This window comes from Streptomyces griseorubiginosus, from assembly GCF_036345115.1.
Taxonomy (GTDB): domain Bacteria; phylum Actinomycetota; class Actinomycetes; order Streptomycetales; family Streptomycetaceae; genus Streptomyces; species Streptomyces griseorubiginosus_C.
This window is the reverse complement of sequence record NZ_CP107766.1, coordinates 7,711,780-7,728,867: the sequence shown is the minus strand read 5'-3', so window position 1 is coordinate 7,728,867 and position 17,088 is coordinate 7,711,780. Positions and strand designations below refer to the sequence as shown.

The following is a 17,088-nucleotide window of genomic DNA, read 5'->3' as shown; positions in this document are numbered from 1 at the left end:
GCTCTGAAGAGGAGTAAGAACCCCACATGACCAGTCAGTCCACCCTCCAGTCCGTGCCTGCCCTCGGTACGCGCCCGGCCTCCGGCTCCAACCCGAGCCGCGCCGAGACCCGGGAGCAGCTCGCCAAGGCGTCGTACGACCTTCTCGTGATCGGCGGCGGCATCCTGGGCATCTCCACCGCCTGGCACGCCGCGCAGTCCGGCCTGAGGGTGGCCCTGGTCGACGCCGGCGACTTCGCCGGCGCCACCTCCTCCGCCTCCTCCAAGCTGCTCCACGGCGGTCTGCGCTATCTGCAGACCGGCGCGGTGAAGCTGGTGGCGGAGAACCACTTCGAGCGCCGTGCGGTCTCCCGCCAGGTGGCCCCCCACCTGGCGAACCCGCTCACCTTCTACCTCCCCGTGTACAAGGGCGGGCCGCACGGCGCGGCGAAGCTCGGGGCGGGCGTCTTCGCCTACTCCGCGCTCTCCGCGTTCGGTGACGGCGTCGGCCACCTCCTGTCCCCCGCGAAGGCGGCGCAGGACGTGCCGGAGCTGCGCACCGACAACCTCAAGGCCGTGGCCGTGTACGGCGACGACCAGATGAACGACGCGCGCATGGCGCTGATGACGGTCCGCGCGGCCGTCGAGGCGGGCGCGGTCGTGCTCAACCACGCCGAGGTGACCGGGCTGCGGTTCACCAAGGGCCGGGTGACCGGCGCGGACCTGCGCGACCGGCAGTCCGGCGACGAGTTCGGCGTCAACGCCCGGCTGGTGCTCAACGCGACCGGCCCGTGGGTGGACCACCTGCGCAAGATGGAGGACCCGAACGCGGCGCCCTCGATCCGCCTGTCCAAGGGCGCGCACCTGGTCCTGAAGCGGACCGCGCCGTGGCGGGCCGCGCTGGCGACGCCGATCGACAAGTACCGGATCACCTTCGCGCTGCCGTGGGAGGACATGCTGCTCCTCGGCACCACGGACGAGGAGTTCGAGGGCGACCCGGCGGACGTCTCGGTCACCGAGAAGGACACGGCCCAGATACTCGACGAGGCCGCGTTCTCCATCCGCGACCAGCAGCTCGACCGGGACCTCATCACCTACGCCTTCGCCGGGCTGCGGGTGCTGCCGGGCGGTCCCGGCGACACCGCGAAGGCCAAGCGGGAGACCGTGGTCACGGAGGGCCGGGGCGGGATGCTGTCCGTCGCGGGCGGCAAGTGGACGACCTTCCGGCACATCGGCCGTACGGTCATGCAGAAGCTGGAGGCGCTGCCGGGCGCTCCGCTGGGCGACGACTACGAGCCGATCTCCTCCCTGCCGAAGAAGCTCCCGCTGCCCGGTGTCGCCAACCCGCGCGCGGTCGCGCACCGGCTGCTGGTCGACAACCCGGCGCCGGGTCCGCGCATGGCCGCCGACACGGCGAAGCACCTGGCGACGCACTACGGTTCGCTGGCCTTCGACATCGCCCGGCTGGCCAACGAGAACCCCGAGCTGGGCGAGCGGGTGCACCCCGACGCCCCGGAGATCTGGGCGCAGGTCGTCTATGCCCGGGACAACGAGTGGGCGGAGACCCAGGACGACGTCCTGCGCCGCCGTACGACGCTGACGATCCGGGGGCTCGCCACGGACGAGGTCCGCGCGAAGGTGCAGGACCTGCTCGACAAGAAGTAGCCCTCGGCCCGGCCCCCTTCTCCCCGACCGGGGCCGGCGTCCCGAGAACGGCCCCTCTCCCCTATGGGGGCCGGCATGCGAATGGGGGCGGCTCCCTGTCGAGGGAGCCGCCCCCATTCGCATGCCGCGCTGCCGTGTCAGGTCAGTGACTCCACGAGTTCGCGTACGGCGTCCGGCGAGGTCAACTCCGTGCGCCGCACGATGAGTCCGCGCCCCAGCAGCAGCGCCCGCCGGGACGCCGGGACCGGGTCCGGGAGGGTTGTGAGGTCGGTCAGGTGGGCGAAGCCGATGATGCGGCGGATGATTTCGGTGCCCGCGTAGCCCAGGGAGTCGGTCCAGACGCGTACCAGGAAGCGGTCCAGGTAGGCGTCGTCGAAGAAGGTGTCGACGCGGGTCGGCCACAGGCGGCGGAACTCCGTCTCGAACGCCTCCCAGGACAGACGGAGTTGGTCGGCGTGGTCGCTCAATGTGCCGAGCGCGCGGGCCCGTTCCTCCGAGACCAGGGCGTTGGCCCAGTAGAGGCCGAGGTCGAAGCCGATGGGCCCGACGAAGGAGAACTCGGGGTCGAACACCCGGACCACGGGGGCGCCTTCGCGGGCGCCGACCATGATGCTGCCGGTGTGCAGGTCGCCGTGGAGGAGGGCCTGTGCGCCGGTCATGAACAGGTGCCTGAGGTCGGCGACCTCCGTACGGAGCACCGCGTCCGCGCGGAAGGCCGCCGCCAGGTCGTCCACGCCCTCGTGCCAGTGGTTGTGCTCGTGCTCGATGTACGGCTCGGAGAGGACCACGTCCTCGGTGATCTTGCACAGCTCCGGGCTGACCGAGGCCGCGACCAGTGCCTTGCGTTCCGCTGACGGCATGCCGAAGTCGCTCGTCGCGAAGGAGAGTTGGGCCACCAGCTCACCGACCCGGGCCGAGGTGCGGGGGCCGTACGACGCTCCCTCGTTGAGGAGGGTGCGCAGGACCTCCAGGTCCGACATGTCCTCCATCACGAGGGCGTAGTTCTCGGGGTCGTAGCCGTGGATCGCCGGGATCTTGTCGGGCGCGACCTTCGCGATCTGCTCGTAGGCGCGGGCCTCGGCGTCGGCCCGGTCCGGGTTCATCGGCCAGGACGGGCCGGCCACCCGCACCCAGGGCAGCGCCTGCTTCACGGCGAGACTGCGGCCGCCGTCCGCCGAGGACGCGAGGAAGACCCGGTTCATGTTGCCGTCGGAGACCTCCCGTACGGCGATGTCGCCCAGGTCCTCCCAGTGCCCGCGCTCACGCAGGTACGCCGGGATGTCCTCGGTCTCCAGGATGCGGTAACCCATTCGAACTCCCCTATGCGGTACGGCGCTTGGACAACGTGAAGCTGAAGACCAGGGCGAGGATGAGGACCGCGCCCTCGACGACGTCCTGGGTGTAGTAGGGCAGGCCCTTGATGGTCAGGCCGGTCGTGATGATGCCGATGAGCACCGCGCCGAGGGCCGTGCCCCAGACGTTGGGGCGGCCCCGGCCGAGGACGGACGTGCCGACCAGTGCCACGGCCACCGCCTCCAGGAGCTGCGAGGTGCCGGCGGAGACATCGCCCTGGCCGATGCGGGACGCCAGGATCAGCCCGCCGATCGAGGCGAGGACGCCGGAGAGGACGTAGGCGAGCGCCCGGTACGCGCCGACGCGGATGCCGGCCAGCCGGGAGGCCTCGGGGTTCGCGCCGATCGCGTAGAGCACCCGGCCCCAGCGGGTGCGGGCGAGGAAGACCCAGGCGGCGAGGGTCAGACCGCCGAAGATGAGGACCGAGACGGGGATGCCGAGGACGGTGCCGCGGTCGATGCGCAGGAACCCGGCGGTGAACTTCCCGGGGGCCGTGGTGCCGTCGTCCAGGGTCATGCCCGGGGTGATCGACTGGCCGTCGACCAGGATGAGCTTGCCGCCCTGGATGACGAACATGGTGCCGAGGGTGGCGAGCATGTCCGGGATCTTCAGTACGACGATCAGCAGCGCGTTGAGCAGACCCGCGAGGGCACCGGCCGCGAGGACCGCGACGATGGCGACCGTGCCGACCTGGTTCTGGACGACCATCGTCTGGGCGGCGACCGAGACACCGAGCCCCGCGACCGCGCCGACGGACATGTCCATTCCGCCGACGGCCATGGTGAGGGTGACGCCGAGGCCGAGGATCGCGGCGACGGAGACATAGCGGAGTGTGTCGAGGAGGGTCGCCGACTCTCGGAAGGAGCCCTCGCTCAGCGCGAAGTACAGGAACAGCGCGACCGTGACGAAGATGAAGCCGTACTTGATGACGGCGTTCTGGACCCGTACGGCGGTGCTGGTGGCGGCTGGGAGCGCCGCCTTCGTGGGGACTTCCGTGCTCTGGGTGGTGGTCATGGCGTAGTTCCTCAGGGAGCCGGGGTCACACGGACGCCGAGATGGTCTGGATGACGCGGTCGCGTTCCGCGTCCTCGCCGTACGCGTCGAGGTGGATCTCACCGGCGGCGAGCACGACGACCCGGTCGGCGATCTCCAGGACCTCGTCGACGTCGGCGGACAGGACGAGCACGGCGGCGCCCTGGGCGGCGAGGGTCCTGGCGCGCCGGCCGATGTCCCGACGGGCGCCGATGTCCACACCTCGGAACGGCTCGTCCAGGATGAGGACACGGGGTGTCTCGGCGAGCCAGCGGCCGACGACGACCTTCTGCTGGTTGCCGCCGGACAGTTCCTCCACGGTGCTGTGCTCGTCGCGGGCGACGACACCGAGGGCCTCGATGGTGTCGCGGCCGAGGGTGTCCTCCTTGGCGCGCTGCACCAGTCCGGCTTTCGAGAGCGACTTGAGGAACGGCAGCGAGATGTTCTGGGCCAGGGACCAGCCCGGGACCAGGGCGTCGGCATGCCGGTCCTCGGGGACCAGGTGGATGCCGGCGCGGATCGCGTCGGAGGGCCGCTTCGGTGCGTACGGCGTGCCGTCGAGCTCGGTGGAACCGGCCGCGAAGGGCTCGGCGCCGAACAGGCCGCGGGCCAGCTCGGTCTTGCCGGCGCCCAACAGGCCCACGACTCCGGTGACTTCGCCGGTGCGCAGGTCGAGGTCGAGAGGGGCGCGGCCCTCGAAGAGCCGTACGCCACGCAGCGAGAGCACGACGTCGCCTTCGGCACCCTCTCGAACGGGCCGGGCCGTGGTCGCCTCCTGGGCCTGGGCGAGCATCGCGCGCAGGGCCGCGTCCCAGTCGAAGGGCTTGGCCTGGTCCTCGGTGAGACGGCCGTCCCGCAGGACGACCAGCCGGTCGGCGAGGGCGTCGATCTCGCCGAGGCGGTGGGAGACGTAGAGGACCGCGATGCCGTCGTCACGCATCCTCTCGACGAGCGCGAAGAGGCGTTCGGCCTCGGCGGCGGACAGGGCCGAGGTCGGCTCGTCGAGGATCAGCAGCCGGGGGCGGGTGGCCAGGGCGCGGGCGAGGATCAGCAACTGGCGGTCGGAGATGCCGAGTTCAGTCACATCGCGGCGCAACACCGAGTCGCTCCAGCCTAGTTCGAGGCCCGCCTGGATCTCGCGGGCGCGGGCCAGCAGCCGGCGCCCGTTGAGGAACGGGTTGCCGCGTGCCTGCGCCAGCTCCTCGAAGACCAGGTTCTCCGCGACCGAGAGCCCCGGCACGATGCCCTCGCCGATGCGCTGGTGCACGGTCTGGATGCCCAACTGCCGGGCGGCGAGCGGGGACTGGAGGGCGGCGGGCTCACCGGCGACCCGCACCTGGCCCCCGTGACCGGTGTGCACGCCCGACAGGATCTTGATCAGCGTGGACTTGCCGGCCCCGTTCGCGCCGAGCAGCGCGACCACGCTGCCCGGGGCGATGTCGAGGGAGACGGAGGCGAGCACGGTCTTGCCGCCGAACGCCATGCTGACGTCGGTGAGGGCGACCGCGGGGACGCCCCCGGGAGCCTCAGTGGGCGACATTCGAGATCCAGTCCGCGGTCGAGACCTGGGACAGGTTCAGCGCGGGAAGGGCCGCCCGCAGCTGGTCCATGTTCTCGATCTTCTTCTCGCGCAGGAAGTCCTGGGTGATGGCGACGGCCGGGAACTCCACGGAGGACTTGTTCAGTTGACCGGCGAGTTCCAGGGCGGTCGTCCGGACGACGGCGGCGCCGACCGCGGAGGGGTCGGTACCGGCCGTGGCCACCCACGGGCTGTCGGCGGCGGTCATCTGCTGGATGTCGGCGTTGGAGACGTCCGCGCCGAAGACCTTCACCTTGTCCTGCAGCTTCTTGTTCTGGACGGCGAGGACGGTGCCCTTGGCGAGCTCGTCGTAGGGGGCGAAGATCCCGGTCACGTCGGAGTGCTGGGTGAGCGCGGCGGAGACCAGGGGAACGTTGTCGGTGGCCGTGGAGTCGGTGACCTTGCCGACCTTGAACTGCTGCTTCCAGCCCTGCGCGGCGAGTTCCTTCGCCCAGACGGTGTTGCGCTTGTCGAGGGCGGCGTAACCGGCCACGTTGACGTAGCCGACCTTGGCGTTCTTGCCGAGGTTCTTGGACATCACGTCGAGGACGGCCTGGGCCATGCTGGCGTCGTCCTGCTCGGTGCTGACCACGCCCTTGGTGGGGGTCTCCACGTCGTAGACGACGACCTTGATGCCCTTCTTCACGGCCTTGTCGATCTCGGGCTGGATGGTCGCCGGGAAGCCGTGGTCGATGATGATCGCCTTGGCGCCGGAGTTGATCGCCGAGGACAGGTCGGTGGCCTGCTTGGCGTTGTCGGCCTGGGCGTCGTACACCGTCAGGTCGATGCCGAGGGCCTTGGCCTGGGCCTTGGCGCCGTTGCCCCACTGCTCGAAGTAGTCGCCGGCGCCGCTCTGCCGGACCAGGGCCACCTTGACCGCGCCCGCGCTGAAGGGGGCGGGCTTCTTGCCGGTGGCGGCCGAGGCGGAGGCGGCGGTGTCGCCGGTGTTCTTCGACGCGTCCGTGGACTGCGAGCAGCCGGAGAGCACGAGGGCGGACACGGACGCGAGGGACAGCGCGGCGAGGGGCAGACGGGTGCGGGACATGAACGGCTCCAGGGGCGGGGTGGTGCGGAGGGGATGAAGGAGGTGGAGGTCAGTGCGTGGCCCGGAGCGGGGAAAGGGCATGCGCCGACGCCGCAACGGCGGGCAGGGCGCGCCCGGATCGGGGCGCGAGGGGGCTCCGGGAGGGGTCAGCGACAGCTGGCTGTGGTCGACCGGAGCAAGTCCACGTACAGCCGCCGCACGAGCAGCAGCGTCTTCATATGCAGATCATGAGAACGATTTCAGCCATGCGTCAAATGTTTTGGAACCGCTTTCTCAGCAGGTGAGACAACGACTACGTCACACCCGGTGCAGGTCACGACGCCGGTTACCATCACAAGACCGGCACCCGACCCGGCACAGTGAGGCCCCGATGACGACAGCTGGCGCGAAAGCGACGCACATGCCCCGCATGCGCCGCTGTTGCCGCGCGCTGTGTCGCGGTTGACCGACCGCCGCCGTCCGCCCGTCGCCGTCCCTCTTCCTCCCCCGCCCGTCCGGTGCTTGTCTCGGTATCCGGACTTTCCTTCCAGACTCCTGGAGTTGTTCTCATGACGCTGCTGACCACCTGGTCCGAGTCCGGCCCCGAGACCCTGGTCCGCCGCACCTCGGACCCCGCCGAGATCGCCGAGGCGCTGAAGCCGCTGGGCGTGCGCTACGAGCAGTGGCCGGTCCGCGATGACGTCCCGTTCGACGCCGACAGCGAGACCGTGTTCGCCGCCTACGGCCCCGAGATCGACAAGCTGAACGCCGAGGAGGGCTTCACCACGGTCGACGTCCTCGGTCTGCACCCCAGCGACGACCCGGAGTTCCCGGCGAAGGCCAAGGCGGCCCGGGAGAAGTTCCTCCAGGAGCACACCCACGACGACGATGACGAGGTGCGCTTCTTCGTCTCGGGCTCCGGCATCTTCTACCTGCACGTGAACGGCGAGGTGCACGCGGTCCTCTGCGAGAAGGGCGACCTGCTGGGCGTGCCGCGCGGCACCACCCACTGGTTCGACATGGGCACCAACCCGTCCTTCACCGCCATCCGCTTCTTCCACGAGGAGGACGGCTGGATCGGCAACTTCACCGGCTCCACCATCGCCTCCCGCTTCCCGGACTACGACACCATCGCCGCCGGACACCGGGCGTGAGCCTGCACTACGACGTGGACGCCGTGGTGCTCGACATCGAGGGCACCACGAGCGCCACGGGCTTCGTCGTCGACGTGCTGTACCCGTACTCGCGCGCACGGTTCGCCGCGCTGCTCGCCGAGCGGTCCGGGGACCCGGAGGTGGCGCGGGCGGTGGCCCAGGTGCGCGAGGAGATCGGCGAACCGGACGCCGACGCCGCACGGATCGAGAAGGCGCTCAACTCCTGGCTCGACGAGGACCGCAAGGCGACCCCGCTGAAGACGCTCCAGGGCCTCATCTGGTCCGAGGGCTTCGCCCGGGGCGACCTCGTCTCGCACTTCTACGACGACGTCGTACCGGAGTTGCGCGCCTGGCACGTGTCGGGCGTACGGCTGTACGTCTACTCCTCGGGGTCGGTGGCGGCGCAGCGGGCGTGGTTCACCAACAGCCCCGAGGGCGACCTCACTTCACTTCTCTCGGGGCTCTACGACACCGAGAACGCCGGACCCAAGCAGGACCCGGAGTCGTACCACCGGATCGCGCGGGCCACGGGTCTGGCCGGGGACCGTCTGCTGTTCCTCTCCGACCGGCCCGGCGAACTGGACGCGGCCCGCGCGGCGGGCTGGCACGCCGTCGGGGTACGGCGGCCCGGGGAGCCGTATTTCGAGCAAGGCGTCGGCGACCACACCGCGGTGGGGACGTTCGACGAGATCACCGTTTCTAGGAGCACCACGTGACCGCCGACATCAGCGCCCTCGACCTGGAAGAGGCGGGGGCGGTCCTCGCCGCCGAGTCCGCCCGGTTCGCCTCCTTCGGCTGGATGCGGGGGACCTCCGGCAACCTGTCCGTGGTGCTCTCCCGGGATCCGCTGCGGCTCGCCGTCACCGCCAGCGGCCACGACAAGGGTGAACTGACGCCCGCGGACGTGGTGTTGGTGGACGGGCAGGGGGCCGCCGTACAGGGTGGGAAGCCGTCCGCCGAGGCCGAGCTGCACGCGCGTGTGGCCGCGCTCACCGGGGCCGGTGCCGTGGTCCATGTGCACACCGTGGCCTCGGTGGCCATGGGCAGGCGGGAGCCCGGCGGGATCGTCTTCAGCGACCTGGAGATGCTCAAGGGGGTCGGCCAGCCCGCGCACGACGTCGAGGTGACCCTGCCGGTCATCGCCAACAGCCAGGACATGAAGGTGCTCGGGGACCGCCTGGAGGAGGCGCGGAACCCACGGATGCCGGCGGTGGTCGTGGCCGGGCACGGGCTGTACGTGTGGGGCGCCGATCCGCGCCAGGCCCGGCATCACACCGAAGTGGTGGAGTGGCTGCTGGAGTTGGAGCTCACCGGCCGCTGAGACAGCGAGAGGGGGTCCCCGGGTTGGGGACCCCCTCTTCTTTCGTATTGTCCGGCTACTTCAGCCGGTCGCCCGGGAGTTCACCGGCCGAGACCTCCAGCACACCGCGCTCGGTCACCAGGCCCGTCACGAGCCGCCCGGGGGTCACGTCGAACGCCGGGTTGTGGCCGCGGGACTCGGCGGGAGCCGTCCGGACACCGGCCCACTCCAACACCTCCGACTCCCCTCGGAGTTCGATGTGGATGTCGTCGCCGGTCGCGGTGGAGAGGTCCACCGTGGTCGTCGGTGCCGCCACCAGGAAGGGGATGCCCGCGTCGGCGCAGGCGAGGGCCACGCCCACCGTGCCCACCTTGTTCGCCGTGTCGCCGTTCGCCGCGATGCGGTCCGCCCCGACGATCGCAGCGTCGACCTCGCCGCGCAGGATCGTGCCCGCGGCGGCCCCGTCGGCCTGGACCCGGTGCGGGATGCCCTCCTGGACCAACTCCCAGGCGGTGAGCCGGGATCCCTGGAGCAGGGGGCGCGTCTCGTCGGCGTAGACGAGCTCCAGGCGGCCGCGCGCGTGGAGTTCGCGGACGACGCCGAGGGCCGTACCCCATCCCGCCGTGGCGAGCGCACCCGTGTTGCAGTGCGTGAGGATCCGCAACGGCCTCTCCCCGCCGACCCGTTCGAGCAGCCAGTCGGCGCCGAACGCGCCCATCGCGCGGTTCGCGGCGACGTCCTCCCGCTGCACGGCGGCGGCCTCCTCCAGCACCGCGTCGAGCCCCTCCTCGAAGCGGGTCATGACCCGGTCCACGCACACCATGAGGTTGACCGCGGTGGGCCGGGCCTCGCGGACGCGGGCGACGGCAGCGCGTACCTCGGACTCCGACCACCCCTCCCGCTCCCCCTCCAGCAGCGCGAGAGCGACGCCGTAACCCCCCGCCGCGCCGACGGCAGGCGCGCCCCGCACCACGAGACGCTGGATCGCGTCGACCAAAGTGTCCACATCGCGGACATCCACCGTCTCGGTGCGGTGCGGCAGCAGCGTCTGGTCGATGAGCGCGAGGCTGGATCCGGTCCATTCGACGGCGCGCAGTTCCTGGGGCATTTCGGGACACTCCTGATGTTCCGGTGGCTCTCGCCACCGTACATGACCTGGGCGAACCATAGTTCGAGACAGTCGAGCAGGTGTCTGGAAACGGGTGTTAAAGTCCAGCACCCAGTCCGCAGACCGAGACGAAGGAGGAAGCCAGTGCTGCTGACCAAGCGCCGTTTCCTCGACTTCGGCCGGTGTGCCGGCGACTGCTGTCGACGCTGAGCCTTCCCACGCCCGTCGCGCTTCTCACCCTCACCCTCGCCCGCTCACCGCCGAGCGTGGTCCTCGCCGTACCCCGGAAGGTCCCGATGTTCCGCAGAAACCGCCGTACCCTGCAGGTCGCCGCCGCCACCGCGCTCCTGGTCACCGCCGCCACGGCCTGCAACGCCGCCGCCAAGGACGACGCGTCCGATGCCGCGAGCGGCGGCAGCGGCAAGTCGTTCACCCTGGTCACACCGGACGCGGTGGGGCAGAACGAGTTCCTGGAGCTCGCCGTGACCGGCGTCAAGGCCGCGGCGAAGCAGCACGACGGCACGCAGAAGGTCTACGAGTCCACGGACACCGCCTCCCAGCAGCAGAACGTACAGGCCGCCGTGGACGCGAAGCCGGACGTCATCGTGCTGGTCGGCTTCGAGTTCGCCGACCTCGTGGCGCAGCAGGCGCAGAAGAACCCGAAGCAGCAGTTCCTGATCATCGACGCGTGCACGAACAAGGCCTTCAAGAACGTCAGCTGCGCGGTCTTCCGCGAGCACGAGGGCGTCTACCTCGCGGGCGCGGAGGCGGGCCTGCTCAGCAAGTCGGGCAAGGTCGGCGCGGTCGACGTCCTCGACACGCCCCAGTTCCGCCGCTACAGCGACCCGTTCGCGGCCGGCGCCAAGAAGGTCGCGCCGAAGACCGCCACGGGCACCCGCTTCGTCGGCGGCCAGTCCCCCTTCGACGACTCGGCCCGCGCCAAGGAGCAGGCGAACACCCTGCTCTCGCAGGGCTACGACCAGATCATGGCGGCGGCCGCGGCCGGCAACTACGGCGTCTTCGAGGCCGCGAAGGCCAAGGGCGCGTTCGCGTACGGCGTCGACGTCAACCAGTGCCCCTCGGCGCCCGGCACCGTCGTCGACAACGTGATCAAGCGCACGGACATCGCCGTCGAGAAGGGCATCGAGTCGGTCCTGGCCGGAAAGACGGGCACGACGGTGTCGTACGGCCTGAAGGAGGGCGGTATCAGCCTCACGGGTCTGGAGGCGGGCGTCGACTCCTCGAAGTGCGTGATCGCCGACCACAAGGACGTCCTCGCCAAGGTGAAGGACCTGCGCGACCAGATCGTCGCCGGGAAGCTGACGGTCGATGACCCCGCCGCGAGCTGAACCCGCCGAGTCGCGGGACGTCGCCGTCGAGCTCCGGGGAATCACCAAGCGGTTCCCCGGCACGCTCGCCAACGACTCCGTCGACCTGACCGTCCGCCGCGGCGAGATCCACGCCCTGATGGGTGAGAACGGCGCGGGCAAGTCCACGCTCATGTCGGTCCTGTACGGCATGGAGGTCCCGGATTCCGGGACGATCCGTATCGAGGGGCGGGACGTCTCCTTCGGCAGCCCGTCCGACGCGATGGCCGCCGGGCTCGGCATGGTCCACCAGAGCTTCAAGCTGTTCGACTCGCTGACGGTCGCGGAGAACGTCGTCTACGCCGCCGAGCCGCGCCGCTTCGGCCTGGTGGACCGCGCCGCGGCCCGCCGCCGGGTGCGTGAGCTGGCCGAGGAGCACGGGCTTGCCGTCGATCCGGACGCGCGGGTGGGCGACCTGCCCGTCGGGCTGCGCCAGCGGGTGGAGATCCTCAAGCTGCTGCACCGCGGCGCCCGCACCCTGATCCTCGACGAGCCGACCGCGGTGCTCACGCCCGCCGAGGCCGACGGCCTCTTCGCCGTGCTCAAGTCGCTTGCCGCACAGGGCCGTACGGTGATCCTCGTCACGCACAAGCTGCGCGAGGTGCTGGAGGGCAGTGACCGCGTGACCGTGCTGCGGGACGGGCGGGTGGTGGCCCGGCTGGTCACCGCTCGGACGTCCGCCGACGAGATCGCGGCAGCGATGACGGGCCGCGCGGTCGAGCTGGACCGCATCCACGCGCCGGGCACCGCGGGTGACGTGGTGCTGGACGTGGCCGGGCTTGCGACTCCCGGAGTCCACGGGGCCGAACTCACCGTCCGCGCGGGCGAGATCGTCGGCATCGCGGGCGTCGCCGGCAACGGACAGGGCGAGTTGGTCGAGGCCCTGGCCGGGCTGCGTCCGGTCACGGCCGGCCGGGTGACGCTCAAGGGCGACGACATCACCCACGCCTCGGCCACCGAACGCCGTCTCAAGGGCCTGGCGTACGTCCCCGAGGACCGGCACGCGGTCGGTACGGCCCCTGCCGCGTCCGTCGCCGACAACCTCGCGATGGGACACCACCGCACGTCCCTGTCGCACCGCGGGCTGCTGCCGCCGGCGTCCGTCCGGGCGCACGCGCGGCGGCTGATCGAGCGCTTCGGCATCAAGGCCTCCACGCCCGACGTACCGGCCTCGGCGCTGTCCGGCGGCAACCTCCAGAAGCTGCTGATCGGCCGCGAACTCGCCCATGACGCGCCGCTGTTGCTCGTCGAGCAGCCCACGCGCGGGGTCGACATCGGCGCGATCCAGAACATCCACGACCAGCTGATCGCCTACCGCGACACCGGTCACGCGGTCCTTCTCGTCTCGGCCGAACTCAGCGAGATCCGGGGGCTCGCGGACCGGGTCCTGGTGATGTACGAGGGCCGGATCACCGCGTCGTACGACAAGTCCGAGGCGGACGAACGGACGTTGGGGCTCGCGATGGCGGGCGGCACGAGCGAGCAAAAGGGAAGCCGCCGACTGACATGAATCCTTTCCTGCGACGAACCCGGGGAGCCCTGCGCTCCCCCGTCACCTTCTCCGTGCTCGCGGGCGTCCTCATCGGCGCGCTCTTCCTCGTCGGCACCGGCGCTGACCCGGTCACGGCGTACGAGGCGGTCCTGACCGGCTCGTTGGGCGCCGACGGCATCGGCTCCACGCTCTCCACCGGCACCAGCGTGCTCGGCATGGCGCTCGCGCTGGCGATCCCGCTGCGCGCCGGATTGATCAACCTGGGCGGCGACGGGCAGATGGTGCTGGGCGGGATCACCGCGGCCGTCACCGGCCTGTACTCGCCGCTGCCGGCGCCCCTGACCGTCGTGCTCGCCCTGCTCGCCGGCATGGCGGCGGGCGCCGCGTACGCCGCCCTGGCCGCCCTGTGCGAGAACCGTCTCGGCGTCCCGCTCCTGGTCAGCAGCCTGCTGCTGAGCTATCCGGCGGTCTCGCTCGCCTCCTACCTGGCGCGCTACCCGCTCAAGGAGCCCGGGTCCAGCCTCCCGCAGACCCGGGCGCTGCCCGACGGGGTGGCGCTGCCCGCGTTCGGCGACTCGACGGTGACGGTCGGGCTGGTCTTGGTCGTCCTCGCCGCGGCCGCCTACTGGTTCACGGACAAGCGGACCGCTTTCGGGTACGAGATCCGCATGACCGGCCTCAACTCCCGCTTCTCCGCGTACGCCGGTGTCGAACGAGAGGGTCTGACACTGAGGTTGATGTCGATCTCCGGGGCACTCGCCGGACTCGTGGGCGCGATCGGGGTGCTGAGCTTCCCGTACCGCTTCGTCGACGGCTCGCTCACCGCACCCGGCTACACCTGGACGGGACTCACGGCCGCGCTGCTCGCCACGGCCGCCCCGATCGGCACGGTGGTCTCCTCGTTCTTCTTCGCCGTCCTCCAGGTCGGCGGGCTCGCGATGGAGCGGACGACCGAGGTGCCGCGCGAGCTGACACAGGTGCTCCAGGCCATCGTGATCGTGTTCCTCGCGGCCCGACTGCGGTTCCCCGGACGGTGGTTCGACCGCCGCAAGGAGGCGGTGTGATGTTCCTCGACTCGGATCTGCTTCTGTCGGCGCTGCGCGCCCTCACCCCGATCCTGCTGGCCGCGCTCGGCGGCGCGGTCTGCGAACGGGCGGGCGTGTTCAACATCGGCCTCGAAGGCATGATGCTGATGGGCTGTTTCACGTCGGTCGCCACCAGCTGGTTCACCGGCAGCGCCTGGCTCGGCGTGCTGGCCGCGGCCCTCGCGGCCGCCGCGTACTCGCTGATCCTGGCGGTCGGTGCGGTCACCCTGCGCGGGGACGCGGTGGTGCTGGGCGTGGCCATGAATCTCCTGGCCGTCGGCCTGACCGGCTTCCTCCTGCGTACGGTCTTCGGTGTGCAGGGCACTTTTGACGACCCGTCACTGGCCGGGCTGCCGTTGGTCGGTGGCTTCACGCCGCTCACCTATCTGTCGTGGGCGGCGGTCGCCGTGGCCGCCGTGCTGCTCTCGCGGCACGTGTGGGGGCTCAGGCTGCGCGGGGTCGGCGAGGCCCCGGACGCGGCGGCGACACTGGGCGTGAGCCCGGCGAGGTACAAGTACGCGGCCGTGCTGGTCTCCGGAGTTCTGTGCGGGCTCGCCGGGGCCCAACTCGCCCTCGGCAATGTCACTTTGTTCACCGAGAACATGACCGCGGGCCGCGGCTGGATCGCCGTCGTCGCGGTCATGCTCGGCCGTGCGGCCCCCGTCGGTGTGCTGCTCGCCGCGCTGCTCTTCGGTCTCGCCGAGGCGGCCGGCTTCCGTCTCCAGGGCCTCGGTCTGCCCCAGCAGGCGACCGACGCCGCGCCCTACGTCGTCACGCTGGGCGCCCTCTTCCTCACGACGGCCCGTCGCCGTCGCCGTACCCCTTCTCCGTCCGGAGCCGCCTCATGAGCCAGTCTCAGCCAGATCTCCTTCCCGTCACCCGCATACCGCGCACCGGCCTTCCGGAGCACGCCGTCGTCGTCGGTGACCCGGCCCGCGCGGCCGCGGTCGCCGCCCTGCTCGACGGTGCCGAGGAGGTGTCGTACCACCGCGAGTACCGGGTCTTCAGCGGGAGTTGGAAGGGCGTGCCGGTCGTCGTCGCCTCGCACGGCGTGGGCGGTCCCGGTGCGATCCTGCTGTTTCAGGAGCTGGCGGACGCGGGGGTCCGCACCATCCTGCGGTTCGGTACGGCGGGCGCCATGAAGCCCGGCATCGGCGACGGCGACCTCGTCATCGCGGAGGCGGCCGTACGGGACGACGGGGTGACCCAGCAGCTGCTGCCGCCCGAGTACCCGGCGGTCTCCTCCCCCGAGGCGGTCCTCGCGCTCCAGCGCGCGGCCCGCGAGACGGGAGCCCCGCACCACCGCGGCATCGTCTGGACGCGGGCCGCGTTCCAGCCCGGGCTCCTCCCGCTCTTCTCCTACGACGGCGCCGGGCTCGCGGCGATCGAGATGGAGCTGTCCGCGCTGCTGGTCACCGCCTCGCTGCGAGGGCTCGTCGCGGGCGGTGTTCTCGTGGTCGACGGGGCGAACGCGGACGAGCTGGTCGACGACGAGGGCACCAGCGTGTACGACCCGCACCGCGAGGTCGTCGCGGCCGGTGTCGAGCGGGGCGCGGTGGTCTCGCTGGAGGCGCTGCGGCTGCTCGCGGAGGGGAACGCGCTGTGAACATCGACCTGTTGGTGCACGGCGGTGCCGTCCTGACGGTCGACGAGGCGGGAACCGTGGTGCACAGCGGTGCCGTCGCCGTGCACGAGGGCGAGATAGTGGCCGTCGGTCAGGCGGAAGAGCTGTGTACGCGGTTCACAGCCGACGAGTCCATCGATGCGAGTGACTGTCTCGTCCTGCCGGGCCTTGTGAACACGCACACGCACCTGGCGATGACCCTGTTGCGCGGCCGCGCCGACGACGTGACCCTCCAGGGGTTCCTGGAGCGGGTGCTGCCCGCGGAGGCCGAGCTGCTCGCGCCGAAGAACGTGGCGGCGGCCGTGCGGCTGGCGATCGCCGAGAGCGTGCGGGCGGGGGTGACCTCGGCGCTCGACATGTACTGGTTCCACGAGGCGGCCGAGCGGGCGGCCCGGGAAGCGGGCTGGCGGCTGCACTCCGGGCCCACCTTCATGGACGTGCCGGAGCCGCCCGACGGCCGCGCGTACGAGGAGCGGCTCGGGTGGGCCCGGCGGGACCTGGAGGCGCGCGGCGGGGCGCGCGCCGGCCGCCGTCCCGTCGTCTTCGCGCACTCCGCCTACACCCTCTCCCCCGAGCAGCTCACCGAGATCGCCGCCCTGGCCCGCGAGTTCGGGGCGCTGCTGCACATCCACGCGGCGGAGAACGCCACCGAGGTCGCCACCGTCGAGGTGCGGTACGGCAAGCGGCCGGTCGAGCTGCTGGACTCGCTCGGTGTCCTCGGCCCCGACCTGCTGCTCGCGCACGCCGTCGACCTCACCGGCCCGGAGATCGCGGCGCTGGCCCGGACCGGCACCGCGGTCGCCCACTGTCCGGTCTCGAACCTGAAGCTGGGCTGCGGGATCGCGCCGGTGCCCCGGCTGCTGAGCGCCGGGGTGACCGTCGGGCTCGGCACGGACGGGGCCGTCAGCTCCAACTCGCTGGACGTGCTGGGGGCCGTACGGCAGGCGGCGCTGGTGCACAAGGCGGACGGCGACCCGACGGCGGTCGGTGCCGAGCAAGCCGTACGCATGGCGACGATCGAGGGCGCGCGGGCGCTGGGCCTCGCGGAGCACCTGGGGTCGCTGGAGAGGGGCAAGCGGGCCGATCTGATCGTCCTGGACCTGAACGCCCCGCATCTGCGGCCGCTGCACGACCCCTGGTCGACGCTGGCGTACGCGGCGCACTCGGCGGACGTGCGCGACACCGTCGTGGACGGGCGGGTGCTGATGCGGGACCGTGAGCTGCGCACGCTCGACGAGAGGGCCGTGATCGCGGATCTGGAGGCGCTCGTCTGAGCAGGCCGCATAATGTGCTGAGACATCCGACGTCTCAGCGCAGTGCGGGGCGA

General features: G+C 71.4%; 15 protein-coding genes. 10 read left to right on the top strand and 5 right to left on the bottom strand.

Annotated elements, in window-relative coordinates; translation table 11 throughout:
• Positions 1–26: 26 nt before the first annotated feature.
• Positions 27–1,643: a glycerol-3-phosphate dehydrogenase/oxidase gene (locus OHN19_RS34955; protein ID WP_330268028.1), complete on the top strand. Its 1,617-nt coding sequence runs from the start codon at positions 27–29 to the stop codon at positions 1,641–1,643.
• 137 nt (positions 1,644–1,780) lie between these two features.
• Here the strand turns inward: OHN19_RS34955 and mtnK are convergent, their stop codons facing one another.
• Genes mtnK through OHN19_RS34935 form a run of 4 tightly spaced genes read right to left on the bottom strand, consistent with a single transcriptional unit; the run spans position 1,781 to position 6,652 of the window.
• A complete protein-coding gene (mtnK, locus tag OHN19_RS34950) occupies positions 1,781–2,953 on the bottom strand; it encodes an S-methyl-5-thioribose kinase (RefSeq protein WP_330268027.1) in 1,173 nt (390 codons plus the stop codon).
• A 10-nt stretch (positions 2,954–2,963) separates the two neighbouring features.
• Positions 2,964–4,010 carry an ABC transporter permease gene (locus OHN19_RS34945; protein WP_330268026.1) on the bottom strand — a complete coding sequence of 349 codons (1,047 nt, stop codon included), beginning with the start codon at positions 4,008–4,010 and terminating at the stop codon, positions 2,964–2,966.
• A gap of 25 nt (positions 4,011–4,035) precedes the next feature.
• Positions 4,036–5,568 carry a sugar ABC transporter ATP-binding protein gene (locus OHN19_RS34940; protein WP_330268025.1) on the bottom strand — a complete coding sequence of 511 codons (1,533 nt, stop codon included), beginning with the start codon at positions 5,566–5,568 and terminating at the stop codon, positions 4,036–4,038.
• Positions 5,555–6,652, bottom strand: a complete 1,098-nt coding sequence (locus OHN19_RS34935) for a substrate-binding domain-containing protein (RefSeq protein ID WP_330268024.1) — start codon at positions 6,650–6,652, stop codon at positions 5,555–5,557. Before OHN19_RS34935 ends, OHN19_RS34940 begins: the two co-directional genes overlap by 14 nt.
• A gap of 548 nt (positions 6,653–7,200) precedes the next feature.
• On the opposite strand from OHN19_RS34935, the gene OHN19_RS34930 reads away from it, so the two are divergent.
• From OHN19_RS34930 to mtnB, 3 genes are read left to right on the top strand one after another with little or no spacing between them, the layout of a single operon-like run.
• Positions 7,201–7,785, top strand: a complete 585-nt coding sequence (locus OHN19_RS34930) for a cupin (RefSeq protein ID WP_330268023.1) — start codon at positions 7,201–7,203, stop codon at positions 7,783–7,785.
• Positions 7,782–8,501: an acireductone synthase gene (gene mtnC / locus OHN19_RS34925; RefSeq protein ID WP_330268022.1), complete on the top strand. Its 720-nt coding sequence runs from the start codon at positions 7,782–7,784 to the stop codon at positions 8,499–8,501. The genes OHN19_RS34930 and mtnC overlap by 4 nt, the downstream gene beginning before the upstream one ends.
• On the top strand, positions 8,498–9,106 hold the full coding sequence (gene mtnB, locus OHN19_RS34920) for a methylthioribulose 1-phosphate dehydratase (protein ID WP_330268021.1): 609 nt from the start codon (positions 8,498–8,500) through the stop codon (positions 9,104–9,106). Before mtnC ends, mtnB begins: the two co-directional genes overlap by 4 nt.
• Before the next feature lie 55 nt (positions 9,107–9,161).
• Here mtnB and mtnA read toward each other — a convergent pair whose 3' ends face one another.
• Complete coding sequence (mtnA, locus tag OHN19_RS34915; protein WP_330268020.1) at positions 9,162–10,193, bottom strand: S-methyl-5-thioribose-1-phosphate isomerase; 1,032 nt, start codon at positions 10,191–10,193, stop codon at positions 9,162–9,164.
• A gap of 296 nt (positions 10,194–10,489) precedes the next feature.
• On the opposite strand from mtnA, the gene OHN19_RS34910 reads away from it, so the two are divergent.
• From OHN19_RS34910 to OHN19_RS34885, 6 genes are read left to right on the top strand one after another with little or no spacing between them, the layout of a single operon-like run.
• The gene (locus OHN19_RS34910; protein ID WP_330269777.1) at positions 10,490–11,542 is read left to right on the top strand and encodes a BMP family ABC transporter substrate-binding protein; all 1,053 of its coding nucleotides are present in this window, start codon (positions 10,490–10,492) and stop codon (positions 11,540–11,542) included.
• Complete coding sequence (locus OHN19_RS34905; protein ID WP_330268019.1) at positions 11,523–13,070, top strand: ABC transporter ATP-binding protein; 1,548 nt, start codon at positions 11,523–11,525, stop codon at positions 13,068–13,070. The genes OHN19_RS34910 and OHN19_RS34905 overlap by 20 nt, the downstream gene beginning before the upstream one ends.
• A complete protein-coding gene (locus OHN19_RS34900) occupies positions 13,067–14,116 on the top strand; it encodes an ABC transporter permease (RefSeq protein ID WP_330268018.1) in 1,050 nt (349 codons plus the stop codon). Before OHN19_RS34905 ends, OHN19_RS34900 begins: the two co-directional genes overlap by 4 nt.
• Complete coding sequence (locus tag OHN19_RS34895) at positions 14,116–14,985, top strand: ABC transporter permease (RefSeq protein WP_330268017.1); 870 nt, start codon at positions 14,116–14,118, stop codon at positions 14,983–14,985. The genes OHN19_RS34900 and OHN19_RS34895 overlap by 1 nt, the downstream gene beginning before the upstream one ends.
• Positions 14,982–15,743 carry a nucleoside phosphorylase gene (locus tag OHN19_RS34890; protein WP_330268016.1) on the top strand — a complete coding sequence of 254 codons (762 nt, stop codon included), beginning with the start codon at positions 14,982–14,984 and terminating at the stop codon, positions 15,741–15,743. Before OHN19_RS34895 ends, OHN19_RS34890 begins: the two co-directional genes overlap by 4 nt.
• A complete protein-coding gene (locus OHN19_RS34885; protein ID WP_330268015.1) occupies positions 15,740–17,035 on the top strand; it encodes an amidohydrolase in 1,296 nt (431 codons plus the stop codon). Before OHN19_RS34890 ends, OHN19_RS34885 begins: the two co-directional genes overlap by 4 nt.
• Positions 17,036–17,088 lie beyond the last annotated feature (53 nt).

Excerpts from the sequence above, each read along its gene's own strand:
- OHN19_RS34955 (WP_330268028.1), top strand. The coding sequence starts at position 27 with ATGACCAGTCAGTCCACCCTCCAGTCCGTGCCTGCCCTCGGTACGCGC.
- mtnK (WP_330268027.1), bottom strand. The coding sequence starts at position 2,953 with ATGGGTTACCGCATCCTGGAGACCGAGGACATCCCGGCGTACCTGCGT.
- OHN19_RS34945 (WP_330268026.1), bottom strand. The coding sequence starts at position 4,010 with ATGACCACCACCCAGAGCACGGAAGTCCCCACGAAGGCGGCGCTCCCA.
- OHN19_RS34940 (WP_330268025.1), bottom strand. The coding sequence starts at position 5,568 with ATGTCGCCCACTGAGGCTCCCGGGGGCGTCCCCGCGGTCGCCCTCACC.
- OHN19_RS34935 (WP_330268024.1), bottom strand. The coding sequence starts at position 6,652 with ATGTCCCGCACCCGTCTGCCCCTCGCCGCGCTGTCCCTCGCGTCCGTG.
- OHN19_RS34930 (WP_330268023.1), top strand. The coding sequence starts at position 7,201 with ATGACGCTGCTGACCACCTGGTCCGAGTCCGGCCCCGAGACCCTGGTC.
- mtnA (WP_330268020.1), bottom strand. The coding sequence starts at position 10,193 with ATGCCCCAGGAACTGCGCGCCGTCGAATGGACCGGATCCAGCCTCGCG.
- OHN19_RS34910 (WP_330269777.1), top strand. The coding sequence starts at position 10,490 with ATGTTCCGCAGAAACCGCCGTACCCTGCAGGTCGCCGCCGCCACCGCG.
- OHN19_RS34905 (WP_330268019.1), top strand. The coding sequence starts at position 11,523 with ATGACCCCGCCGCGAGCTGAACCCGCCGAGTCGCGGGACGTCGCCGTC.
- OHN19_RS34900 (WP_330268018.1), top strand. The coding sequence starts at position 13,067 with ATGAATCCTTTCCTGCGACGAACCCGGGGAGCCCTGCGCTCCCCCGTC.
- OHN19_RS34895 (WP_330268017.1), top strand. The coding sequence starts at position 14,116 with ATGTTCCTCGACTCGGATCTGCTTCTGTCGGCGCTGCGCGCCCTCACC.
- OHN19_RS34890 (WP_330268016.1), top strand. The coding sequence starts at position 14,982 with ATGAGCCAGTCTCAGCCAGATCTCCTTCCCGTCACCCGCATACCGCGC.